This window comes from Haliea alexandrii, from assembly GCF_003719295.1.
In the GTDB taxonomy this organism is placed as follows: Bacteria; Pseudomonadota; Gammaproteobacteria; order Pseudomonadales; family Halieaceae; genus Haliea; species Haliea alexandrii.
In genome coordinates this window covers 338,628-362,143 of record NZ_RFLW01000002.1, presented here as the reverse complement: position 1 = coordinate 362,143, position 23,516 = coordinate 338,628, and the positions used below count along the sequence as shown (strand labels likewise).

The following is a 23,516-nucleotide window of genomic DNA, read 5'->3' as shown; positions in this document are numbered from 1 at the left end:
TGTCGGTGTCAGCGATCAGCCGGATAGAAACGCGGATCTGTGTCCTCGTCGCCTGTTTCGCTGTTACGTGTTTCCTTCTCACAGCGGCCGGGGTCGCCGCCACAGATATCGCAGGCGGTATCGAACCCCAAGGCGCCCATGCCGCCGCAGGACCCCTTGATGGGCCCGCGGCCCATGAGCACACCAACCGCCATGATACCCATGACGATCGCCATGAAGACAGCTGCCAGCAGAAATTCGATCATCACTTCATTCCTCGCGGCCCGTGGCCACTATTGGGTCGGGGTGCTCTGTTCCAGCCACGGCTCAAAAGCGCTGGAATACAGCGGCACAATACGCTCACCGTCGCGTCGCATCAAATACACGGCCAGCCCCTCGGCTTCTGCCAGCGCCAATGCCTCATCGGCACCGAGTACTGTCAGGGCCGTGGCCCAGCCGTCTGCGGTCATGCAGTCGTCTGCCAATACGGTGACAGAGACCAGGTCGTGTGCCACCGGATAGCCGGTTCGCGGGTCGATACTGTGTGAATAGCGCCGCCCCTCCAGCTCGAAATAGTTGCGGTAGTCGCCCGAGGTGGCCACGGCGATATCTTCCAGTGCAATACCCAGAGCGATGGCTCGCGCGCCGGGCTCGGGCCGTTCCACGGCGATGCGCCAGGCGTCGCCCCGCGGGCTCTTGCCGGCAACACGCATCTCACCGCCCACTTCAACCAGGAAGCTGTCGATACCCTGTTCGCTCAGCGCGTTCGCCAGCACGTCGACAGCGTAGCCCTTGGCGATGGAAGACAGATCCAGTTCCACCTGGCGCAGACGGCGCAGGCGTTGCAGCTCGGCATCGAATTCAACGAACTGCTGACCCACACGGTCCCGGGCGGCCTCAATGGCGCTGGTCTGCGGCAACTCCCTGCGCGGTTGGACAGGGCCAAAGCCCCAGAGTTCGACCAGCGGCCCCACGGTGACATCGTAGGCACCACTGGTGCGCTCGCCGATGTGTAGAGCCTCGGCCATGACGCGTGCGAAGTGGCTGGACACAGGCACCCAGCTACCGACCACACTCTGGTTGAAACGACTGATTTCCGAGTCAACCTGCCAGGTGGACATGCTGTCATTCACGCTCACCAACAAGCCTTCCAGGCTTGCCTGAACCTGCTCCGGTGGTGGTGTCTGTGGACCCGGCAGGTAGGTCACGTGCCAGGTGGTGCCCATGGTCGCGCCGGACAGGGCTACGCCGGCGTTGGGCTGCGAACACGCGGAGAGCAGCAGCACACCGGCTAGCAGAAACCAGGCAGGCTTACAAAAAAGCCACCCCGAAGAGTGGCTTTCACTGAGCACGTGGTGTTGCATCACCCGCCGAAGTCGTCCAGCAGGATATTTTCCGGCTCAACGCCCATATCCGTCAGCATGCGCACGACAGCGGCGTTCATCATTGGCGGACCGCACATGTAAAACTCGCAATCTTCAGGCGCGGGGTGGTCTTTGAGGTACTCTTCATACAACACGTTATGGATGAACCCGGTCAGGCCATCCCAGTTGTCCTCTGGCTGCGGATCCGAGAGCGCAACGTGCCATTCGAAGTTATCGTTTTCCGCGGCCAGCTGGTCGTAGTCTTCCACGTAGAACATTTCGCGCAGCGAGCGGGCGCCGTACCAGAAGGAAATCTTGCGCTTGCTGTGCAGGCGCTTGAGCTGGTCGAACAGGTGCGAGCGCATGGGCGCCATACCTGCACCACCGCCGATAAAGATCATCTCGGCGTCCGTGTCCTTGGCGAAGAACTCACCGAAGGGGCCATACACATTCACCTTGTCACCAGGCTTCAGGTTGAAGACCCAGGACGACATGACGCCCGGCGGAATGCCCTCACTGCCGGGGGGTGGCGTGGCGATGCGAATGTTGAATTTAACCAGACCACGCTCTTCGGGGTAGTTGGCCATGGAGTAGGCGCGGATGGTGGTTTCCTCTACCTTGGACTCCAGCTTGAAGAAGCCGAACCGCTCCCAATCGCCGCGATACTCCTCGTCGATATCGAAATCTTTGTACTTCACCAGGTGCGGCGGACATTCCAGCTGCACGTAACCGCCGGCACGGAAGTCAACGCTCTCCCCTTCCGGCAGCTTCAGAGTCAGCTCCTTGATGAAGGTGGCGACGTTAGGGTTGCTCTCAACCGTGCACTCCCACTGCTTGACGCCGAAGACTTCTTCCGGCACTTCGATTTTCATGTCCTGTTTGACGGCGGTCTGACAACTCAGGCGCCAGCCTTCCTGCGCGTCCCGCTTGGTAAAATGCCCCTCTTCCGTAGGCAGCATGGCACCGCCACCCTCGGTGATGATGCATTTGCATTGCGCACAGGTGCCGCCGCCGCCGCAGGCGGAGGGCAGGAACAGGCCGCTCTCGGAGAGCGTCTGCAGCAACTTGCCACCTGCGGGGACATGAATGGTTTTCTCGCCGTTGATTTCAATGGCGACTTCGCCACTGCTAACCAGGCGTGAGCGTGCACTCAGGATGACGGCGACCAGGGCGAGCACGATCGCCGTGAACATGGTAACACCGAGGATGATCGTCAGGTTCATAACAGCACTTCCGCCTAGAGATTCATACCACCGAAAGACATAAAGCCGAGAGACATCAGCCCTACCGTGATGAAGGTGATGCCAAGGCCCTGCAGGCCATCGGGCACATCACTGTACTTGAGCTTTTCGCGGATACCCGCAAGCGCCACAATCGCCAGCGCCCAGCCGACACCGGCACCGGCACCGAAGACCACGCTTTCACCAAAGGTGTAGTCGCGCTCCACCATGAACAACGCCGCACCCAGAATGGCACAGTTTACGGTAATCAAGGGGAGGAACACGCCGAGCGCGTTGTACAGAACCGGGACATACTTGTCGAGGAACATCTCCATGATCTGGACAATGGCCGCAATCACGCCGATGTACGACAGAAGCCCCAGGAAGCTCAGGTCAACGTCAGGCAGCCCCGCCCACGCCAGCGCGCCATCGGCGAGCAGGTAGTTGTAGATCAGGTTGTTGACGGGCACCGTGATGGTGAGCACCACGATCACAGCGATGCCCAAACCAATGGCCGCCTGCACCTTCTTGGAGATGGCGAGGAAGGTACACATACCGAGAAAGAAGGCCAGCGCCATGTTTTCAATAAACACGGCCCGGATAAACAGGCTCAGATACTGTTCCATTACGCGCCCTCCTCGGCAGCGGTGTGCTTCGCCATGCGGAAGTCGGGTTCTTCAACCTGCTTTTTGTCCACGCTGCGCAGAATCCAGATAAAACCGCCAATCAGGAAGAAGGCACTGGGCGGCAACAGCAGCAGGCCGTTGGGGTTGTACCAGCCGCCTTCCGTGACCAGAGGCAGCACTTCCATGCCGAACAGCTTGCCGGAGCCGAACAGCTCACGCACGAAGGCGACCGCGAGCAGCACTGTGCTGTAGCCGAGGCCGTTACCGATGCCGTCGAAGAAGCTGGGCAGCGGCGGGTTCTTCATGGCGAACGCTTCCGCACGCCCCATCACGATACAGTTGGTAATGATGAGCCCCACGAACACCGAGAGCTGCTTGCTGATGTCGTAGGCAACCGCTTTCAGTACCTGGTCAACCACAATCACCAGCGAGGCGATAACGGTCATCTGTACGATGATGCGGATGCTGCCGGGTATCTGAGTGCGGATCGCGGAAATAAACAGGTTGGAAAAGGCGGTGACCAGGGTCAGCGCAATACACATCACCACAGTGACCTGCAGCGACGAGGTGACGGCCAGCGCCGAACAGATACCGAGAATCTGCAGGGCAATGGGGTTGTTCTTGAAAATGGGCGTAATGAGGGTGTCCTTGACCGCTGACATCTCAGGCCTCCCCTGCTTTCAGGTTATTGAGGAACGGTTCATAGCCCTGCTCACCGAGCCAGAAATGAACCAGTTGCGTGACGCCACGCGACGTCAGCGTGGCGCCGGAGAGGCCATCCACGCGCCAGGGCGCATCGGGGCTACCGGGGTCAACGCTCCCTTTGGCCAGCGACAGGGCAACGTCCCCATCGCGATAGACTTTCTTACCCGGCCACTGTGCTTTCCAACGGGGGTTATCGACTTCGCCGCCGAGCCCTGGTGTTTCTCCGTGCTCGTAGAAGCCGAGGCCAGCGACGGTGTTGGCATCCGACTCCAGCGCGATAAAGCCGTAGAGGGTCGACCAGAGACCGTAGCCACGGACAGGCAGGATCAGCTTGTCAATATCGCCGCCACTGCCCTCGACCAGGTACACCAGTGCAAAATGTTCGCGGCTGCCAATGCCAGCGATATCTTCCGACTTGCTCAAATCGGTGGAGCGGTCGGGCTCTTTCGCCGCTTTGATCTGCTCGTAGCTGGCGGGGTCCACCGCCTCGGTGAATTCGCCGGTGCGCAGGTCTACCACGCGGGTTTTCACCTGCGCGAACTGCTCCTCAATTGAGCGTTCTTCATCAAGCATACCGGCGGCGGCAAGGATATTGCGTTTGCGGTCCAGTGTTTTGTTCGCTTCCTGCGCCGGCTTGAGCATCACTGCGGCGGTTGAGACCACCACGGAACACACGATACACAGCGCGAAGGCGACCAGCAGGGTCTTACTGATGCCGTCATTCTTAGACACGGGCAAGCCTCCGTTTGATATTTGACTGGATCACGAAATGGTCCATCAGCGGCGCAAACAGGTTGGCAAACAGGATGGCCAGCATGATGCCTTCAGGAAAGGCCGGGTTGACCACGCGGATCAGCACACACATCACACCGATCAGTATGCCGTAGGCAAACTTGCCGGTGTTGGTGTAAGCGGCGGACACCGGGTCGGTGGCCATGAACATCATACCGAAGGCAAAACCACCTACTACCAAGTGCCAATAGAACGGCATGTTGAACATCGGGTTGGTCTCGGAGCCAATCAGGTTGAACAGCGAGGACAGCGCGACCATACCCAGGAACACACCGGCGACAATGCGCCAGGAAGCGATACGCATCAACATCAATACGGCGCCACCAATGAGGATAGCCAACGTCGATGTCTCGCCGATGGAGCCGTGTATGTTGCCCACAAAAGCCTGCATCCAGGTGATTTGCGCTTCGGCGAGTCCGGAGATGCCATCCGATGCCACAATCGACAGTGGCGTGGCGCCGGTGTAGCCATCTACCGCCGTCCACACGCCGTCACCGGACATCTGCGCCGGGTAGGCGAAGTAGAGAAAAGCGCGCCCGGTGAGGGCCGGATTAAGAAAGTTCTTGCCGGTACCGCCGAACACTTCCTTGCCGATCACCACACCGAAGCTGATACCCAGGGCCACCTGCCACAGGGGCACATCGGGCGGGCAAATCAGGGCGAAGAGGATAGACGTGACGAAGAAACCCTCGTTCACTTCGTGGCCACGCTTCATGGCGAACAATACTTCCCAGAAACCGCCGACGAGGAAGGTGGTGGCGTAAATGGGCAGGAAGTACAGCGCGCCGAAGAAAAAGCAGTCCCAGAGACTGGACGCGTCATAGCCACCGAAGGCGGCAATCAGGCTGCCGCGCCAACCGTCCACCGATCCGCCCGTGGCGGCGAGGATATCATTGGCCTGGAACCCCAGGTTGTACATGCCGTAGAACATGGCCGGGAACGTGGCGAACCAGACCGTGATCATGATCCGCTTCAGGTCCACGCCGTCGCGAACATGTGCCGTGCTCCGCGTTACCGAAGAGGGTGAATAGAAAATGGTATCCACCGCTTCGTAGAGCGGATACCACTGCTTGAAGCGTCCCCCCTCTTCAAAATGGTGCTCAACACCGTCAAGGATCTTGCGCAGTCCCACGGTCTAACCCTCCTTCTCGATGCGTGTCAGGTTGTCCCGCAAAATGGGACCGTACTCGTACTTGCCGGGGCACACGTAGGTGCACAGCGCCAGATCTTCTTCGTCGAGGTCGAGGCAACCCAGCGACTGGGCCGTCTCGGTGTCACCCACAATCAGTGCCCGCAACAGGTGCGTGGGGAGATAGTCCTGCGGCACCACCGTTTCATAGGTGCCCACCGGCACCATGGCACGCTGGCTGCCATTGGTGGTGGTGGTCATGGCCAGTGGCTTGAGGCCGAACAGGCTGCTCAGGTAGATACCCAGATTGGAATGCTTTTCTGCGCCGGGTGACAGCCAGCCCATGAAGGCCCGCTGACGGCCCTCCAGCAGCACGGATACCTGGTTGTGGTAGCGCCCCAGGTAGGCAGTGGGCGCCTGCACGCGACGACCGCCAAGCACCGAACCGGAAATGACCCGGTTGTCGCCATCTTTTGTTTCGCCAGCACACAGGGCCTGAAGGTCGGCACCCATGCGCGTGCGTAGCAGCCGCGGTTTGACCACCTGCGGCCCGCTCAGCGCGATCACGCGCGAGGTGTAAATGGCACCGTCAAGGAACAGGCGACCGAGGGCAATCACGTCCTGGTAGCCAATAGTCCAGACAACCTTGGTCGCCGTGACGCCACCCTCGAGGAAATGAATGTGCGTCCCGGCAAGACCCGCGGGGTGCGGTCCGCCGAATTCCGCCAACTGTATGTTCTGTGCTTGCCCTGCGGGCAGGTTGGCACCGGGGGCCGCGCACAGGTAGACCGTACCGGTCGTGAGCTGGGCGAGGATATCCTGCCCGAGCGCGAACGCTTCGGGTTCCGCTGCAATGACCACTGACGGATCGGCCGCGAGCGGATGGGTATCGATTGCGGTAATGAAAATTGCCGCCGCCTCGGCGTCCAGGGCCGGCACGCGGCTGAACGGACGGGTGCGCAGTGCGGTCCACTGCCCCGCGTTGTTGAGGTGTTCGCGAATGGTCTCGCTGCCGAGTTTGCGCGCTTCGTCGGCGCTGTAGGCGGTGAAACTCTCGGAGGCATCGCCCTCCACCTCGATCACCACCGACTGCAGGGCGCGGCGCGCGCCGCGGTTGATCGCGGCCACCACGCCACCGGCAGGTGCCGTGTAACGAACGCCTGCGGTCTTCTTGTCGGTGAAGAGCAGTTGGCCGGCCTTCACCCGGTCGCCCTCTGCCACTTCCATGGTCGGTTTCATGCCGACGTAATCCGGGCCCACCAGCGCCACGGCACGTGCCGGAGAAGCTTCTTCAATCGTTTGCTGGGGGGCGCCCTGGATGGGAATATCCATACCCCGCTTGATCTTGATCATACGATCTGCCTACAGGTTCGTCAGTATTTGTGGCGGCCAGAGCCGTGTGTGAAGCCTGTGCTCCACAGCTGGCAGCGGCAAGGCGCAGGGCTTTCCATGCACCTTGCCGGGCCGGAGGAATCAAGCGCAGCCACCCTGTCCCGGGCCGCGCGCATTATAACGGAAGCCTGCGCCAAAACACCACTGCGCAAGCCGCCCTTCGCGCTGTTTCCGCACATCCGCGCGGCGCTCCGCCGCGAGCCTCAGGAATTCCTGGGGTAGCGGGCGTAGCGGATACCGGACACCTGCTCAAGGATGCGATACACCTGGCAGCTATAGCCGAACTCGTTGTCATACCACAGATACAGCACGGCCTGCGTGCCGTTGACGATGGTCGCCTGGGCGTCAAAGATACAGGCGTGGCGCGAGCCGACAAAATCGCTGGATACCACCTCGGGCGAGTTGGAGTAGTCGATCTGCTTGCGCATGGTGGAGTGCAAGGCCATGTGGCGCATGTACTCGTTGACCTCTTCCTTGGTGGTGGCGCGCCCCAGTGTCAGGTTGAGAATCGCCATGGACACGTTCGGGATGGGTACGCGTATCGCGTTGCCGGTGAGCTTGCCCGCGAGTTGCGGCAACACCTTGGCCACCGCCTTGGCTGCACCGGTTTCGGTGATCACCATGTTCAGCGGCGCACTGCGCCCGCGGCGATCAGCCTTGTGGTAGTTATCGATGAGGTTCTGGTCGTTGGTATAGGCGTGCACGGTCTCCACGTGACCGCTGATGATGCCATAGCGATCATCCATCGCCTTGAGTGGGGGCACAATGGCATTGGTGGTGCAAGACGCGGCGGAAATGATCGTGTCCGTTGCGTCAATCATGTCGTTGTTGATGCCGGCGACCACGTTCTTCATGTCGCCCTTGCCGGGTGCGGTGAGGATGACTTTGGCGACGCCCTTGGATTGCAGGTGCCGCGACAGGCCTTCCTGATCACGCCAGACGCCAGTGTTGTCGACCACAATGGCATTGTTGATGCCGTATTCCGTGTAGTCGATACTATCGGGCGAATCGGCGTAGATCACCTTCACCTCGTTGCCGTTGGCAACAAAGGACTGGCGCTCCTCATCGACACGGATGGTGCCGTCGAAGGCGCCGTGTACCGAGTCGCGGCGCAGCAGGCTGGCGCGCTTGACCAGGTCATCGGGGGCGGAGCCCTTGCGTACGACCACCGCGCGCAGGCGCAGCGACTCGCCGCCGTCCGTCTTGTCAATCAGGATACGCGCCATGAGCCGCCCGATGCGGCCGAACCCGTAGAGCACGACATCAACCGGGGCGTGCCCGGGCTCCGGGCGCGCGCCGATCAGGTCGGCGACTTCCTGGCGAACGTAATCGTCGACACTGAGGCCGGCACCCTCGCCCTTGTCATAATACTGCACCGCCAGCCGGCCGATATCGATGTGCGCCGGGCCCAGGTCCAGTGCGGATAGCGACTTGATGATCGGGAAGGTTTCGAACTCGGAGAGCTCGTTTTCCTCTACCTGCCGCACGTAGCGGTGATCCTTCATGATCTGGGTGACTGACTGGTTGACCAGCGACTTGCCGTAGATGTAACACTTCACATTCTTGCGACGGGACAGCTCACCCACGAGGGGGATCATGCCTTCCGCCAGCGCCTCGCGCTCTTTCCAGTCTTTGAAATAGTCGTCAGGACGCTCTCGCTTGCGTTCGTTCACTCGTCTGTCACCTGTGTGAGGGGGAATACGGGTTGCAACGGGCGCGTATTATCCCGCCGCATCCCGGCGAGGGCAAGGCACAGTGGTACTTTTCACCCAGCGCTTTACAATAAGCGCCCCTTCCGCACTGAAACACCGGGGTTTCATGTACACATCCCTGCTCGCCAGCACACCCTGGCCCGCCAAATCCGGCACCCGCACCTCGATTGGTCCCTTCCACGGCTGTGCCGAGGCGCGGCTGGTAGCCGAGCTCGCGCGCCCCGACAGCCTGTTGCTGGTGATTACGGCGGACACCAGCTCAGCCCTCGCACTGGAACGGGAGCTGCCCTTCTTCCTGGCTGAAGAGATCGACATTCTCGCCTTTCCCGACTGGGAAACCCTGCCCTACGATAACTTCTCGCCGCATCAGGACATCGTGTCCGAACGGCTGGAAACACTGTACCGGCTACCCAGCCTGGCAGCCGGCATCCTGGTTGTGCCCATGTCCACCCTGATGCACCGCCTGCCCCCCGTGCACTACGTGGCGGGTTCCAGCCTGGTATTGGAGCCCGGCCAGGTGCTCGACCGCGAATCCTTCCGTCGCAACCTGGAGCGCAACGGTTACCGCAACGTCGAAACCGTCTACGAACACGGCGAGTTTGCCCTGCGCGGCTCGCTGCTGGACATTTTCCCGATGGGCAGCGATCTGCCCTATCGGGTGGACCTGCTCGATGACGAGGTCGACAGCCTGCGCACCTTCAGTCCCGACACCCAGCGTACGCTGGAAAAGGTCAGCGCCATCAACCTGCTGCCGGCCCGGGAATACCCGCTGAACCCGGCGGCCATCGAGCGTTTTCGACTCAACTGGTACGACGCCTTCGATGTTGATCACGATGCCTGCCCCACCTACCGCGAAGTCAGCGCCGGCCGCGCGCCCGGTGGCTGCGAATATTACCTGCCACTGTTCTTCGAGGCCTGCGCCACCCTGTTTGACTACCTGCCCGCGGGCACGCCGGTCATCGCCGTCGGCGATCACTACCGGGCGGCACAGCGCTTCTGGGCAGATGCCGAGCACCGACACACGGAATATGGCATTGATCCTCGCCGCCCTCTGCTGCCGCCGGCGCGCTGTTTTACACCGGTAGAGGAGCTCTATCAGCTGCTGGGCCACTGCCCGGTGCTGGAGCTGCGGCGCAATCCGGAGGCCCCGGTGCACGTGGCCAGCCCGTCGCAGGCACTACCCGACCTGAGCACCCAGGGCGCACGGCAAACACCGGCCGAACGGCTACAACACTTCATGCAACGGCACACCGGGCCGCTATTACTCTGTGCGGAATCTGCCGGCCGTAGGGAAGTGCTGTTGGAAAACCTGGCGGCCCACGGCCTGACACCGCCGGAGGTGGCGGACTGGGCCGATTTTCTCGCCTCTGGCCTGCGCTTTGCCATCAGTACCGCGCCCATCGACCGCGGCATGTACTTTGGCGAGGACGCCCCGGCACTGGTGTGCGAGGCACAGCTGTTCGGCAACCGGGTTGCCCAGCGGCGCCGTCGGCGCAAGGTTGACGAAACCCAGGCCGAGAACGTCTTTCGCGACATCAACGAGCTGCGTGAGGGGGTGCCGGTCGTGCATCTGGAACACGGCGTCGGTCGCTACCTGGGACTGCAGACCCTGGAGGTTGATGGAGCCGATAGCGAGTTCCTGATGCTGGAATACGCCCAGGGCAGCAAACTCTACGTGCCCGTTGCGTCCCTGCACCTGGTGAGCCGCTATGCCGGCAGTGACCCGGACCTGGCACCGCTGCACAAACTGGGTTCCGAACAGTGGGAAAAGGCGCGCCGCAAAGCCACGGAAAAAGCCAGCGACGTGGCCGCGCAGCTACTGGACGTCTACGCCCGCCGCGAGGCGCGCAAGGGCTTCTGTTTCGAGTTGCCAGCGCTGGAGTACGAACAGTTCGCAGCGAGCTTCCCGTTTGAGGAGACCGCGGATCAGGCGGCGGCGATTGAGGCGGTTATCGGTGATATGACCGCGACGCGGGTCATGGACCGCCTGGTGTGCGGCGATGTGGGCTTTGGGAAAACCGAGGTCGCCATGCGTGCGGCGTTTATTGCGGCGCGCAACGGCAAGCAGGTAGCGGTGCTGGTGCCCACCACCCTGCTCGCCCAACAGCACTACAACTCGTTTGCCGATCGCTTCGCCGACTGGCCTGTGACCGTGGACGTGGTGTCGCGCTTCAAAAGCGGCAAGGACCTCGGGGGTGTGCTACAGCGGGTTGCCGATGGCGACATCGACATCCTCGTGGGTACCCACAAGCTACTCTCCAGCGACTTCCGCTTCCATGATCTGGGCCTGCTGATCATCGACGAGGAGCATCGCTTTGGCGTCAAACAGAAAGAGGCGATCAAGGCCTTGCGCGCCGAGGTGGACATTCTCACCCTGACCGCCACACCGATACCGCGCACGCTGAACATGGCCCTGGGTGGCATGCGGGACCTGTCTGTCATTGCCACACCGCCCGCCCGCCGTCTGTCTATCAAGACCTTTGTGCGCGAGCACAATATCGCCCTGATCCGGGAGGCAGTACTGCGCGAAACTCTGCGCGGCGGGCAGGTTTACTACCTGCACAATGAGGTCAAGAGCATAGAGGAAGCGGGGCGCAAGTTACGCGAGCTGTTGCCGGATCTCTCGATCGGCATCGCCCACGGGCAGATGCGCGAGACAGAGCTGGAACAGGTGATGTCGGCGTTCTATCACCAGCGCCATCATATACTGCTGTGCACCACGATTATCGAAACGGGAATTGACGTCCCCACCGCCAACACCATCATCATTGAGCGCGCCGACAAGTTCGGACTCGCCCAGCTGCACCAGCTGCGTGGCCGTGTCGGGCGCTCACACCATCAGGCCTACGCCTATTTGCTGTGCCCGCCACGTTCGGCCATAACGCCGGATGCGGAAAAACGCCTGGAGGCCATTGAAGCCGCCGGTGACCTCGGCGCAGGGTACCTGCTGGCGACCCACGACCTGGAGATTCGCGGCGCCGGCGAGCTGCTCGGTGATGAGCAGAGTGGACAGATTCACAGTGTCGGCTTTGCCCTCTACATGCGCATGCTGGAGCGGGCGGTGGCCGCCCTGCGACGCGGCGAGATCCCCAATGCGGATGCGCCGCTGGATGCCGGCACCGAGATCAATCTGCATGTCCCGGCGCTGATTCCCGACGACTACCTGCCAGACATCAACACGCGTCTGGTTCTGTACAAGCGCATCGCAGCAGCCCAGAACGAGCAGGCGCTGCGGGACATTCAGGTAGAGATGATCGACCGTTTCGGCCTGTTGCCGCAACAGATCAAGAATCTGGTGCAGGTCGCGCGACTGCGTATCCGCGCCGAACAGCTGGGCATTGCGGGGATTGAGGTTGGCCCCGGCGGTGGTAACATCGATTTTCGGGAGTCCACGCGGGTGAACCCGCTGAGCCTGGTGAAGCTGGTGCAGTCCGATCCGAAGGGCTACCAGCTCACCGGTGCCACCCGCCTGCGTTTCAAGCGCAGCCTGGACAACCCCGAACAGCGCCAGCAGTTTGCCGACGAGCTGCTGGACACCTTTGCCGCTGACGCCACGGACGATGCCGCCTGATGATTCCTCACCCGATACACACCCTGCTTACTTTCCTGGCGGCAGCCCTGGCGTTTCCGCTCGCGCCGGCCCAGGCGCAGGAGCGCGAACAGAACTGGTATCAGGTGGAGTTGCTGGTTGTCGCGCATACCAACCCGACGGCGCAGCGGGCGGAACAGTGGGAACCCCTGCCTCGGCTCGCCTATCCGGAGGCGTTCCGATTCCTGCTCGATCCGCAGCGACTGCGGGCCAACCTTGAGCGCACGCCAGACGCGAGCCATAGCGAGGTTGACGCTAACGGAAAACAACTGATCCACTTGCGCCGCCGCTCCTCCCCCGCAGCGCTGGATGATACCGCGCCGCCACCCACAACGGCAGAAGCCTCAGGCAGTGCGCTTGACGCTGTAAGCGACGGACCGGGGCGCTCGCCTGAAGACTCGCCTGCCAGCGGCGACCCGGCTGCTGTCACCGAGGCGCCGAATGAAGCCCGGCTCCCCACGGCCTTCCTGACGCTGCCGGCCCAGGCGCGGGAGTTTCGCGGCAAAGCGGCCTACATGGAGCGCAACGGCCCCTATCGCGTGCTGTTCCACGAGGTGTGGTGGCAGCCAGTGGGCGGCGCCCGTAGCGCCCTGCCCATCGTACTCGACCAGTCAGGCGACCAGCAAAGCTACCCCGCGCTACAGGGCACGGTGCGACTGCATCGCTCCCGCTTCCTGCATGTGGATACCCAGTTATGGCTGAATACCAGCGGTGACTACCTGCCGGGCACCTGGCGGATGCCCCCGCCCCCGCTCGGCCCCGTATCGCTGGAGCGGGTGCCCGCCGCACTGCTGCCGGACGCAGACGCCGATGTGCTGAGCGCGGTGACAGGCTACGACCCCGCATGGGATGCCGCCCCGGGGCTGCTGGAGGAGGCGACACCCACTGCCGCGCCTGTCTACCCCTACCGGCACGCGGTACTGCTGCAACAGCAGCGTCGCATGCGCTCGAACGAGGTGCACTATATCGATCACCCGCTCATGGGGGTTGTGATCAAGCTCACCCCGCTGGACGCGGAGGCGCTGCACGCAGCGGCCTACGACCGTGATGTGCTGGAGCTTATTACAGGCCCGCAGACGCCAACTGCGGCAGTAGCCGACCCAGCAGGCGCCTGACCACCGCCGCCTCGCGCTGCAGGATGTCACGCATGGTGTCCTGCGTGAGGGGCAGGTCGCCCAGTCCGGCAGCGGCATTCACCACCATGCAAATAGTTGCATAAGCGATACCGCATTCGCGTGCCAGGGCTGCTTCCGGCATGCCGGTCATGCCCACCACGTCGCAACCATCGCCGGCAAAACGCCGCACTTCGGCGGCCGTCTCCAGCCTGGGACCCTGGGTAACCGCATGTACCCCACTGGGTTCATGAGGAATGCCCGCTGCTTCCGCACTGTCGATGATCGCCAGCCGCAGTGCCTGATCGTAGGGCTGGGTGAAATCGATATGCTGCAGTGTCCCATTGCGCCCATCGTCAAACGTGTGCTCGCGCCCCCAGGTGTAATCCACAAGCTGGTCCGGCACCACCAGGCGTCCGGGCTGCATATCCGCACTGATGCCGCCGACGGCGTTGATACCGATCAGCTGAGTGACGCCCAGCGCGCGCATCGCTTCGATGTTTGCCCGGTAGTTGATCAAGTGCGGCGGAATGGCCCGCGGACTGCCGTGGCGCTGCAGGAAAAACACGCGCTGGCCATTGAGCACCCCCTCTTGCAGGGGGCGCGAGGGGGCGCCGTAGATGTTCTCCCCGGCGTGCTCGCGCAGGAGTTCCAGGCCCTCGATCTGGTGGATACCCGTACCGCCGATAATGCCGATACAGGGCGCCGTAGCGTCAGCGCTCATGACTGCGCACCTTCAGCCGCGCGCGCAAGCTCGGGCGGCGCGCTGTCCAGATGCAGGGTGCGGGTCGGGAATGCCACATCCGCGCCATGATCGTGAATGATACGCAACGCCTGCAGCAGCACATCCTGCTTGATCGCGTGGTACTCCACCCAGACTGTGGTGCGGGTGAAGGTGTAGATGAAGAAGTCCAGCGAGGACGGCCCGAAGGACACGAAATTGACAATCAGCGTGCGGTTCAGGTCGATATCTGGATGATTCTCCAACATCTGGCGCACATCTCTGACGATATCTGCCAGCTTGGCTGAATCCTGATAGCGCAAGCCAATGGTCTCGTAAATGCGTCGATTGAACATGCGCGACGGGTTCTCGACAGATATCTGCGTGAACACCGCATTGGGGACATACAACGGCCGCTGGTCAAAAGTGCGTATGCGTGTGAGGCGCCAGCCGATGTCTTCCACTGTCCCTTCAATTTCCCGGTCCGGGGAGCGAATCCAGTCCCCGGGGGTAAAGGGGCGGTCCAGGTAGATGCTCATGCCGCCAAAGAAATTGGCCATGAGGTCCTTGGCGGCAAAACCCACCGCTATCCCGCCAATACCGCCGAAGGCCAGCAGGCCGGAAATGGACACCCCGACACTCTGCAGCGCCATAAGCCCGGCAAGTATCCACAGGATGACCCGCATCAACTTGGCGGTGGAGCGCACCGCAGCCTTGTCCGTGGATGCGGTGTGGCCGCGCGCGGGGCACAGGAGCTCTTCTTCGGCACCAAAAATCAGGCGTTGCAGAAACCAGGTGAGCAAGAGGATCAATACCGTATCGTAGGCCCGCAACACCAGGGATTGCAGATTCTCGGCGATCGGCAGCATGTGCATTATCAGCATGAACACGATCACCCAGAGCGCCACACGCAGCGGCGACTCCAGCGCGCTGATAAAAATGTCATCCCAGCGATTGCTGCTCACGCCCGCAACCCGATGCAAGCGGCGCAACAGGATGCCGAGCAACAAATGCGCAAGCAGCCCTGCCAACAGCACGCCTGCGATTGCCACGAGCGGTGTATCCAGGCCATAGGTCGCCAGTAGCCGGGACAGTGATTCCTCTGTCGCTTCCACGTTACATCAAGCTCCTGTATTCCCGGGGGTTAGACAATTTTCTTCTTTTATCGCACGCTCGTCAGAGGCGCAAAGTATAACAGCGCCCCTGCTCTCCCGACACGCCTTTGCGCCTGCGCGCAAGCGACTGATCTGCCGCATAAAATTTGTGCAGGGATAAAACGCTATGAAGCCATCAGGTTTTTAGATCACCGACTCATAATGGACAGACAACACCGAGATGGTATGTTCAAGGTGAGTCGAATCTGAGGAAAGGGAGACAGAGCATGTTGAGCCCTGCTGTTGGCAACTGGTACAGAGACATCGAAACCGGCGCACTGTTCGAGGTCGTGGCCCTGGATGATGCCGCGCGCACCGTTGAAACCCAGTTCCTCGATGGCGAGGTCACCGAATACGATCTGGAGGTCTGGCGCATGCTGCAGTTGCAGAAGGCTGCGGCCCCGGAGGACTGGCGCACGCCCTTCGAACTTGATGACGAGGACAGCCAGGATCCTGACCAGCCCTACCACCCGGAAGAATGGAGCAGCCCGGTGTCGACCATCGAACCCGATACCATGCTCGGCGTCGAGGACAGCTAGGCAAATACGCGCCTGCCGTTGCTTGTCGCCAACGCGCATTACTGTATATAATCCCAGCCACTGTACAAAAACACAGATGGACGGGTTATGGACAAACTCACGCAGCGACAGCAGCAGGTGCTCGACATTATCCGTCAGCACATCGACCAGACCGGCTATCCCCCCACCAGGGCCGATATCGCCAGAGAGCTCGGCTTCAAATCCGCCAATGCGGCAGAAGAACACCTGAAAGCGCTGGCCCGCAAGGGTGCTATTGAGATTATCGCCGGTGCGTCGCGCGGTATCCGGCTGCCAGAAAACCCGGGGCTGCCTATTATCGGGCGTGTTGCGGCAGGCCATCCGGTATTGGCTCAGGAACACATCGAGGACCATTGCGCCATACCGGCGGATTTTTTCCGCCCCGCGGCGGATTACCTGCTCAGGGTCACCGGCGACAGCATGCAGGACGTGGGTATTCTCGATGGGGATTTACTCGCCGTGCACCGCACAGCAGAAGCCCGCAATGGCGATATTGTTGTGGCGCGTATCGATGACGAGGTGACGGTAAAGCGCTTCCGGCGCGGCAGCAGCCGCCACCTGATCGAACTACAGGCCGAAAACCCCGACTACGCGCCGATTCTAGTGGATTTACGCACCCAGGCGTTTGCGATAGAGGGTTTGAGTGTGGGGGTCTTGCGGCGCTAACAGCGCCATCTCGCAGGCCACCATCACCCGCGCATTGTGACAGTGCTGTGACAGTACTCAGTGGACGGTGCGCGCTCTGTCCTCGCTGTCGTCAGGGTGATCCTTTTCACTGATACTGGCGGCTGCCTGCATGCCCGCCTGAATCATGACCTTCGCCACTTCCAGGCCGTTGTCCAAGAGGTAATCGCGGGCTTCATCGGAGAACTGAATGCGCAGCAGGGGCTCGGAATCGTCCTCGGACCGCTGCAGGACGATTTCACCGTCACCGAGATCAACAATTTCCAGCAGGGCTGTAGCCACAAGAGGCTCCTTTGTGCAGATGAGCTTGCAGTGTAACAGGGGGTGGATGATGCCGCCAACGCGAGCCCGTCAACACTCGTCGAGCAGGTCGCCCATGCGCGAAAACGCCGCGTCAAGCTGGTCGGCGATGCTCTGCAGCTCAGACCGATCCGGCAGGCCAGAGGCGGTTACCGCCAGGCTGCCCTCGCTGCGCCGGGGCGTCTCGGCGCCGGGCTCCTGCAGCAGCGGTGCCAACCAGCCATCTGCCTCCAGTTGGGCGAACTCCGTCAGTTGCGCCGGCTGCGCCTTGCCGGGGGCCGTGGGTGGCAGGGCCGCCACGCAAGCCGGAGGCTCGGCGGGCAGCTGGGCGGGCTTCTGCAAGTCGAGCAGAAACCAGCCGTAGGCCCTGAGGAGGTGCTGACGCACCGCCGGCCCGAACGCCTGCGCCAGGAGATGGGCTGGCAGGCTCTCGGCGCCCTGCGCCTGTCCCCAGCTCTGCAACAGGATGCGACCGAGGTACAGGGCGTGGTTGGCTTGTCCGCGCAGACTGCTCATGAGCGCTTGCGAGCCGCCTTGCGTTTCGGCGCGGCCTTTTTCTTGCGGGCTGCCGGTTTGGCGCTCGACGTACTCTTGCCCTCCTCGACCTGCCAGGCGCCATTGCGGTAAACCGCACGCCACCCGGTGGGTTTGCCGTCCTGCTCAGTCATCACGTACTGCTCGGCCGCCTTGCGACTGTAGCGCACCTGCGTACGGTTGCCATCACCATCGGCGACAGGCGCCGAAAACAGGAAGCTGTATTTGGGGTCAATCTCCGAGGTGTGCGGCAGGAGCTCGTCCACAAAAGGCGCTCGCGTTTCCCGGTTGCGCGGGAATTGACTGGCGGCCAGGAACAGGCCAGCCGCACCGTCGCGCAGAATATAGTGGTCTTCAACTTTCTCGCAGATGAGCTCCGGCATGGGCACCGGGTCCATTTTCGGCGGGGCCGCTTCCCCATTGCGCAACAGCTTGCGTGTGTTCTTGCAGTCCTCGGCCGTGCAGCCGAAGTACTTGCCGAAACGCCAGGTTTTCAGCTGCATCTCGGCGCCGCACTTGTCACACACCAGTGTCGGGCCGTCATAGCCCTTTATCTTGAATTTGCCCTTCTCCACTTCATAACCCGGGCAGTCAGGATTATTGCCGCACACATGCAGCTTGCGCTGTTCGTCGATCAGGTAACTGTCCATGGCGGTATTGCAGAGCTTGCAGCGGTGCTTGGTTCGCAGCAGGCGGGATTCCGCCTCATCGTCGGCGTCCTCACGAATCGCCTCGTCACCCGGCGTCAGGTTGATGGTGTTCTTGCAGCGTTCCTTCGGTGGCAGCGCGTAGCCCGAGCAGCCCAGGAACACCCCGGTACTCGCGGTACGAATCTGCATCGGCCTGCCGCATTTGCTGCAGGGAATATCCGTCGGTGTCGGCTCGTTCGGTTGCATGCCGGCGGGTTCGGCCTCTTCCGCCGTTTCCAGCAATTGCCGGAAATCGGCGTAGAAGCTGTCGAGCAGGTCGCGCCAGTCGAGTTGCCCCTGGGCAACGGTGTCCAGACGCTCCTCCATGCTGGCCGTGAAGCCGTAGTCGAGCAGCTCGGCAAAACTGTTCTGCAGGCGCTGGGTAACGATGTCACCCATCTTTTCCGCGTAGAAGCGCTTGTTTTCCAGGCGCACGTAACCGCGGTCCTGAATTGTCGAAATAATGGAGGCGTAGGTTGATGGACGCCCGATGCCCCGCTTCTCCAGTTCCCGCACGAGGCTGGCTTCACCATAGCGTGGTGAGGGTTTGGTGAAGTGCTGGGCGGGGTCCAGCGCCAGCAGCTTGAGCGTATCGGCCTTCTGGATGTCCGGAAGAACTTCGTCTTCGCCTTTCCGCCCGCCCGCTCCCTGAACACGCGTGTAGCCGTCAAAGCGAATGATGCGGCCCTTGGCCGACAACTCATACTCACCTGCGGTGACGGTAATGGTCGTGGCGGTATATTCGGCGGGCGTCATCTGCCCCGCCACAAACTGTCTCCAGATCATCTCATAGAGACGTTCCGCATCGCGCTCCATGCCCTGTAGCCCGGATTGCAGCAGATTCACGTCCGACGGGCGAATCGCCTCGTGCGCTTCCTGCGCGCCCTCCTTGCTGCTGTAGCGATTGGGCGCCTGCGGCAGATACGCCGGCGGAAACTCCGCCGCGATATAGTCGCGGCAGGCCCTCACAGCCTCATCACTGAGGTTGGTTGAATCGGTACGCATGTAGGTGATGTAACCCGCTTCATAGAGGCGCTGCGCCATCATCATCGTTTTCTTGACCGAAAAACCCAGGCGCGTACTGGCCGCCTGCTGCAACGTGGAGGTGATAAACGGCGCCGGGGCTTTCGAGCGTGTGGGCTTGTCCTCGCGATCGCTGACAACATACGGCAGCTGCTCCAGTGCCGTGGTTGCGGCACGTGCCGCCTCCTCACTGGCGGGACGAAACGCGGCCCCTGCATGCTTGCGGACCTGGAAGCGCACCGCATCGGCGCCATCCGGCTCCAGGTCGGCGTGGATTTCCCAGTACTCCTCCGGCACGAAGGCGCGGATTTCGCGCTCGCGCTCGACGATCAGGCGCACAGCGACCGACTGCACACGCCCTGCGGACAGGCCGCGTGCAACCTTGGCCCACAGCAGCGGCGACACCATGTAGCCCACCACCCGGTCGAGGAACCGGCGCGCCTGCTGCGCGTTGACCCGGTTCTGGTCCAAGTGTGCGGGACGTTCGAAGGCCTCGCCAATCGCTTTCTTGGTGATCTCGTTGAATACGACACGCTGGTAGCGCGAATCGTCGCCGCCAATCGCTTCACGCAGGTGCCAGGCGATGGCCTCTCCCTCGCGGTCAAGGTCAGTCGCGAGGTAGATGGCATCACTGCTCGCGGCGAGCTTGCGCAGCTCCGCGACCACCTTCTCCTTGCCCGGGAGTATCTGGTAGTCCGCGCGCCAGCCGTGTTCGGGGTCTATGCCCATCCGGCGCACCAGTTGCTGCCGCGACTTGGCCTTGCGGTGCTGCACCTTTTCTTCCGGTGACAGCTTGCGCGTAATGGCAGCCTGGGCGGCACGCTCTTTCGCATCCACCTGCGCAGCGCTGCCCGCCGTAGGCAGGTCGCGGATGTGGCCGATACTGGATTTCACGATGAAATCCGGACCGAGATATTTGTTGATCGTTTTCGCCTTGGCGGGCGATTCGACAATAACCAGTGATTTCCCCATAGACTCCCGCGTGATCTCGCTTGGTTTGGGTCAGCGGGTACCGGCACCGCAGTGCCAAAGCCCGTGAAAAAAGTGGCATATATAAAGACCCTGCCCCTCCGGGTCAAGGAATCTGTTGCGCCCAGTCCTTCAGAATGGTCGCCATGTGCTCTACGGTAGCCCCATCACCCGATTCTTGCCAGTACAGGCCGCAGCTGTCTTCGTGCACGCTCGCGGCGAGGATGGGAAGCGTGCAATCCTCCAGCGCAGCCGGCAGTGGTTCACGCGTTGCCCCCACCGATTGCCAGCCCGAGTCCCGCAGCAACCAGGCACAGCGACGACGCCCCTTACCGCGCGAGGGCCGCAGCCGCAGGCCGTAGTAAATCACATCGGCTGAATTGGCATGCGCCTTCACCACGGCGCCCGGCAGTTCGCGAAACTCGACAAATAGCCCGCTCAGCGCGGCGGTCTCGCGCAATTTCACCTGCAGCCGCTGACGCTTGCTGGGCAGGAAATGGGTGAGCGGCGCGAGCGCGACCAGCAGAGCAAAGGCAATGAGCAAATAATTCAAGGCAGGTCCTGACTCAGGTCAACGTTCGCGGCAAAGTCGCGCCGGGGCGCTTGTCCGGCGCGCATTGTATGCTATAACAGGACCTGATTTCTGTTGACGTTCACAGGGGGCCCCAATGTCCAATTACAAAAAACTGATTATCGCCGTGGACCTGAGCGAGGATTCCGCCGATGTGGCCCAGCGCGCCCGCGGTGTGGCGCAGGGCAGCGGTGCCGAATTGCATCTTATCCACGTCATTGAACCCCTGAGTTTTGCCTACGGCGGCGATATCCCCATGGATTTCTCGGGCATACAGGACGAAATTCACCAGCAGGCCGCACAACAGCTGGCACGTTTCGGGGAACAGTGCGGCATTGCCGCTGATCGCCAGCACATCGTGTTAGGGCGCCCGGAAGTCGAAATTCACAGCAAGGCCGAGGAAATCGGCGCTGACCTCATTGTGGTCGGCAGCCACGGTCGCTACGGCCTTGCGCTGCTCATGGGGTCCACTGCTAACGGCGTTTTGCACGGCGCCTCCTGCGACGTACTCGCCGTCAGGGTCGGCATCAAGTCCTGAACCGGCATGGCCGGGCCGTTGCGCCCGGCCACACTATCCCTGCGGCGGTGCCTCCGCTTCCAGGAAATTCAGAAGTTGCTCGGGGGAAAACGGGCCATCGAGCTCGCGCCCGCTGTGACTGCGTAACACCGGAATACGCAGGCCGTAACGCAGAAACAACGCATCGTCCGCGCTGATATCAACCTCGGCATAGTCGCTGATGATCGATTCGCGCACCGCCAGCGCCAACAGGGCGGACGCCTGCTCACACAAGTGACACGCCGATGTGCCGTACAGCGTAAAGGGACTATGACAAAGCTCTGGCACCTGCAGGCTCCCTGTTGTTTAATGCGTCCCGCCTGGCAGCAACCTCACCCAAACGCAGGATTGCGGCCGCTGGCAGTCGGAGGTTATGATTCTGCAGTACAGCATAATGAACCGCACATTTGCGAAGCCAGGGAGTACCTGACGTGGCACTGTTTTCCCAACCTACAGCTCGCGCGCTTGCCATACTCGATTTACTGATGGCGAACCCGCAGCAGGCCTTTGGTTTGACGGAAATGACACGTCGTCTGAACCTGAACAAGGCCACCTGTCACGCCATTCTCACCACCATGGCCAACTATGGATTCCTGGTGCAGCATCCCAAGACCAAAGCCTACCGGCTGGGCCCTTCCATTATAGCCGCAGGTAACGCCGCCTTTGCACAATTTCCCGTGTTGGAATATGCCCGGCCCGAGCTGGAGGGACTCAACAGCGACCTGAATCTGGGTTTCGCGGTGACGGCACGTTCCAAGCTGCACCAGGTACTGCTGGCCCTGTACGGGAACGCCACCCCCCTCATGGACTCCTTCCAGCTGGGCCTGCGCCTGCCAAACGCCGCCCCCATCGCTGCCTGCTTCACCGCGTTTTCGCCGGCCAAGCAGCTGGAAGCCTGGCTGACCCGCGCCCATGAATCCCGCGGCGGCTACAACGAGCGTCTGGATCAGAAGTTGCGGGTTTCGGTGATTGCGATCCGAGCGCGAGGCTATGAAGTCACGCTGAAAACACGCGCGGAAGAAGAGCTGACCCGTGAGCTCACACGCATCCACCAGTCCTGGAGCCTGCAGGAGCTCGAGGAGGCAACAAACAAGTACCAACAGGGTATTTGCCTCGAGCATTACCACCTCGACCGGGTCGACCCCAAGGCACGCTACGAGGTGAGCACGATTGCGGTACCGGTGTTTGTGTATCGGCAGGTGCCCGTGATGTGTTTTGTCGCCGGTTCCATGGACGCGCCGATGACCGGTGCCCAGATCGAGGACATCGCCACGCGCATGAAGCAGTCTGCCGACCGCGTTACCCGCCTGGCCAGCGGCCACGAGCCCAGCGCGAACCCCTGAACCGTTGAAGGACCGCCCAGAATACACCGCGCGCAAGGCCTTCTTCGATCGCGTTCTTACCGTGTTCGGTCGCAAGCCCGTGCTTGAGGCACTGCGTAGCCCTCAGCTGTCACTGCACGCCCTGCACGTGGCAGACAGCAACCGCGAAGACGGCGTTATGGCAGAAATACTGCGCGAGGCGACGCGGCGCAAGTTGACGGTATTGCGCCACACTCGCACCGAACTCGCGCGCATCTCGCGCAATGGCCGGCAGGACCAGGGCATTGCACTGGATATCCTCTGCCCCGCCTTTGCCCGCATCGAGTACTACCTGCAGGCGCCACGCAGTGCGCCGCAGCGGTTGCTGGCGCTCGACGGCATCACCAACCCACAGAATCTGGGCATGATCATTCGCTCGGCGGCCGCTGGCAACATCGATGGCATTCTGCTGGCCAAACGCGGCAACGCAGCGCTCGGGCCGCTGGTAATCAAGGCCAGCGCTGGCACTCTCTACCGCGCGCCCGTGCTGTTCTGCGAATCGCTGCCCGCAGCACTGAAGGCGTGCAAAGCGGGAGGTTTTACCGTTTGCGCGCTGCGCGCCGATGCCACCCAGAGCCTCTTCGACTACCGCCCGACGGGCGACTGCCTATACCTTCTCGGTAACGAGACAGACGGGGTGTCAGCGGCCAGTGACAGCCTTGCGGACACCGCTTTGAGTATTCCCATGCGCAACGGCGTGGAGTCTCTGAATGTGGCGGTAACCGCCAGCCTGATCGCGTTTTGCAACAGCATGGGCCAGCAGCCCGCCTGAGGGCC

Annotated in this window: 24 protein-coding genes; 8 read left to right on the top strand and 16 right to left on the bottom strand. The window is 61.9% G+C overall.

The genetic code is table 11. The features are described from left to right. Positions 1–8 precede the first annotated feature (8 nt). The 8 genes from nqrM to EGJ68_RS09860 form a co-directional block, all read right to left on the bottom strand. On the bottom strand, positions 9–245 hold the full coding sequence (nqrM, locus tag EGJ68_RS09895; protein WP_123034386.1) for a (Na+)-NQR maturation NqrM: 237 nt from the start codon (positions 243–245) through the stop codon (positions 9–11). A 27-nt stretch (positions 246–272) separates the two neighbouring features. Then, positions 273–1,265 (bottom strand): FAD:protein FMN transferase, encoded by a 993-nt coding sequence (locus EGJ68_RS09890; protein WP_199228001.1) that lies wholly within the window; start codon positions 1,263–1,265, stop codon positions 273–275. A gap of 77 nt (positions 1,266–1,342) precedes the next feature. Continuing rightward, positions 1,343–2,566, bottom strand: coding sequence for an NADH:ubiquinone reductase (Na(+)-transporting) subunit F (gene nqrF / locus EGJ68_RS09885; protein ID WP_123034384.1), 1,224 nt, complete (start codon positions 2,564–2,566; stop codon positions 1,343–1,345). A 14-nt stretch (positions 2,567–2,580) separates the two neighbouring features. Continuing rightward, on the bottom strand, positions 2,581–3,189 hold the full coding sequence (nqrE, locus tag EGJ68_RS09880) for an NADH:ubiquinone reductase (Na(+)-transporting) subunit E (protein WP_027949461.1): 609 nt from the start codon (positions 3,187–3,189) through the stop codon (positions 2,581–2,583). Beyond that, a complete protein-coding gene (locus EGJ68_RS09875) occupies positions 3,189–3,851 on the bottom strand; it encodes an NADH:ubiquinone reductase (Na(+)-transporting) subunit D (RefSeq protein ID WP_027949462.1) in 663 nt (220 codons plus the stop codon). Before EGJ68_RS09875 ends, nqrE begins: the two co-directional genes overlap by 1 nt. 1 nt (position 3,852) lies before the next feature. Next, complete coding sequence (locus EGJ68_RS09870) at positions 3,853–4,626, bottom strand: Na(+)-translocating NADH-quinone reductase subunit C (RefSeq protein WP_123034383.1); 774 nt, start codon at positions 4,624–4,626, stop codon at positions 3,853–3,855. Beyond that, positions 4,619–5,818 (bottom strand): NADH:ubiquinone reductase (Na(+)-transporting) subunit B, encoded by a 1,200-nt coding sequence (locus tag EGJ68_RS09865; RefSeq protein WP_123034382.1) that lies wholly within the window; start codon positions 5,816–5,818, stop codon positions 4,619–4,621. Before EGJ68_RS09865 ends, EGJ68_RS09870 begins: the two co-directional genes overlap by 8 nt. Positions 5,819–5,821: 3 nt before the next feature. Next, the gene (locus EGJ68_RS09860) at positions 5,822–7,168 is read right to left on the bottom strand and encodes a Na(+)-translocating NADH-quinone reductase subunit A (protein ID WP_123034381.1); all 1,347 of its coding nucleotides are present in this window, start codon (positions 7,166–7,168) and stop codon (positions 5,822–5,824) included. A 48-nt stretch (positions 7,169–7,216) separates the two neighbouring features. Between EGJ68_RS09860 and EGJ68_RS18115 the strand changes: the two genes are divergently transcribed. Next, the gene (locus EGJ68_RS18115; RefSeq protein WP_158283598.1) at positions 7,217–7,429 is read left to right on the top strand and encodes a hypothetical protein; all 213 of its coding nucleotides are present in this window, start codon (positions 7,217–7,219) and stop codon (positions 7,427–7,429) included. Here the strand turns inward: EGJ68_RS18115 and EGJ68_RS09855 are convergent. Next, positions 7,411–8,880, bottom strand: a complete 1,470-nt coding sequence (locus EGJ68_RS09855; RefSeq protein ID WP_123034380.1) for a glyceraldehyde-3-phosphate dehydrogenase — start codon at positions 8,878–8,880, stop codon at positions 7,411–7,413. The two genes, EGJ68_RS18115 and EGJ68_RS09855, sit on opposite strands and share 19 nt — an antisense overlap. 145 nt (positions 8,881–9,025) lie before the next feature. On the opposite strand from EGJ68_RS09855, the gene mfd reads away from it, so the two are divergent. Together mfd and EGJ68_RS09845 are read left to right on the top strand one after the other, a co-directional pair. Beyond that, on the top strand, positions 9,026–12,490 hold the full coding sequence (mfd, locus tag EGJ68_RS09850) for a transcription-repair coupling factor (protein WP_123034379.1): 3,465 nt from the start codon (positions 9,026–9,028) through the stop codon (positions 12,488–12,490). After that, positions 12,490–13,623 (top strand): CsiV family protein, encoded by a 1,134-nt coding sequence (locus tag EGJ68_RS09845; RefSeq protein ID WP_123034378.1) that lies wholly within the window; start codon positions 12,490–12,492, stop codon positions 13,621–13,623. The genes mfd and EGJ68_RS09845 overlap by 1 nt, the downstream gene beginning before the upstream one ends. Here the strand turns inward: EGJ68_RS09845 and EGJ68_RS09840 are convergent. Together EGJ68_RS09840 and EGJ68_RS09835 are read right to left on the bottom strand one after the other, a co-directional pair. After that, the gene (locus EGJ68_RS09840) at positions 13,571–14,344 is read right to left on the bottom strand and encodes an S-methyl-5'-thioinosine phosphorylase (protein ID WP_123034377.1); all 774 of its coding nucleotides are present in this window, start codon (positions 14,342–14,344) and stop codon (positions 13,571–13,573) included. The two genes, EGJ68_RS09845 and EGJ68_RS09840, sit on opposite strands and share 53 nt — an antisense overlap. Continuing rightward, positions 14,341–15,456, bottom strand: a complete 1,116-nt coding sequence (locus EGJ68_RS09835) for a mechanosensitive ion channel family protein (RefSeq protein ID WP_123034376.1) — start codon at positions 15,454–15,456, stop codon at positions 14,341–14,343. The genes EGJ68_RS09840 and EGJ68_RS09835 overlap by 4 nt, the downstream gene beginning before the upstream one ends. Positions 15,457–15,722: 266 nt before the next feature. Between EGJ68_RS09835 and EGJ68_RS09830 the strand changes: the two genes are divergently transcribed. Together EGJ68_RS09830 and lexA are read left to right on the top strand one after the other, a co-directional pair. Then, a complete protein-coding gene (locus tag EGJ68_RS09830; protein ID WP_123034375.1) occupies positions 15,723–16,034 on the top strand; it encodes a DUF6763 family protein in 312 nt (103 codons plus the stop codon). A gap of 87 nt (positions 16,035–16,121) precedes the next feature. Continuing rightward, positions 16,122–16,718: a transcriptional repressor LexA gene (gene lexA, locus EGJ68_RS09825; protein WP_123034374.1), complete on the top strand. Its 597-nt coding sequence runs from the start codon at positions 16,122–16,124 to the stop codon at positions 16,716–16,718. Positions 16,719–16,775: 57 nt separating this feature from the next. Here lexA and EGJ68_RS09820 read toward each other — a convergent pair whose 3' ends face one another. From EGJ68_RS09820 to EGJ68_RS09805, 4 genes are all read right to left on the bottom strand, one after another. Beyond that, entirely contained in the window at positions 16,776–17,018 is a 243-nt protein-coding gene (locus EGJ68_RS09820; RefSeq protein WP_123034373.1) for a hypothetical protein, read from the bottom strand. Positions 17,019–17,087: 69 nt separating this feature from the next. Beyond that, a complete protein-coding gene (locus tag EGJ68_RS09815) occupies positions 17,088–17,552 on the bottom strand; it encodes a DUF6586 family protein (RefSeq protein ID WP_123034372.1) in 465 nt (154 codons plus the stop codon). Continuing rightward, on the bottom strand, positions 17,549–20,254 hold the full coding sequence (gene topA, locus EGJ68_RS09810; protein WP_123034371.1) for a type I DNA topoisomerase: 2,706 nt from the start codon (positions 20,252–20,254) through the stop codon (positions 17,549–17,551). Before topA ends, EGJ68_RS09815 begins: the two co-directional genes overlap by 4 nt. Before the next feature lie 103 nt (positions 20,255–20,357). Continuing rightward, entirely contained in the window at positions 20,358–20,804 is a 447-nt protein-coding gene (locus tag EGJ68_RS09805) for a hypothetical protein (RefSeq protein WP_123034370.1), read from the bottom strand. A gap of 115 nt (positions 20,805–20,919) precedes the next feature. Here EGJ68_RS09805 and EGJ68_RS09800 point away from each other — a divergent pair, with 115 nt between their 5' ends. Further along, entirely contained in the window at positions 20,920–21,360 is a 441-nt protein-coding gene (locus EGJ68_RS09800; protein ID WP_123034369.1) for a universal stress protein, read from the top strand. A 33-nt stretch (positions 21,361–21,393) separates the two neighbouring features. Here the strand turns inward: EGJ68_RS09800 and EGJ68_RS09795 are convergent, their stop codons facing one another. After that, on the bottom strand, positions 21,394–21,666 hold the full coding sequence (locus tag EGJ68_RS09795) for a glutaredoxin family protein (RefSeq protein ID WP_123034368.1): 273 nt from the start codon (positions 21,664–21,666) through the stop codon (positions 21,394–21,396). A gap of 143 nt (positions 21,667–21,809) precedes the next feature. On the opposite strand from EGJ68_RS09795, the gene EGJ68_RS09790 reads away from it, so the two are divergent. Beyond that, complete coding sequence (locus EGJ68_RS09790) at positions 21,810–22,721, top strand: IclR family transcriptional regulator (RefSeq protein ID WP_123034367.1); 912 nt, start codon at positions 21,810–21,812, stop codon at positions 22,719–22,721. A 4-nt stretch (positions 22,722–22,725) separates the two neighbouring features. Then, positions 22,726–23,511, top strand: a complete 786-nt coding sequence (locus tag EGJ68_RS09785) for a TrmH family RNA methyltransferase (RefSeq protein WP_123034366.1) — start codon at positions 22,726–22,728, stop codon at positions 23,509–23,511. Positions 23,512–23,516: the final 5 nt, after the last annotated feature.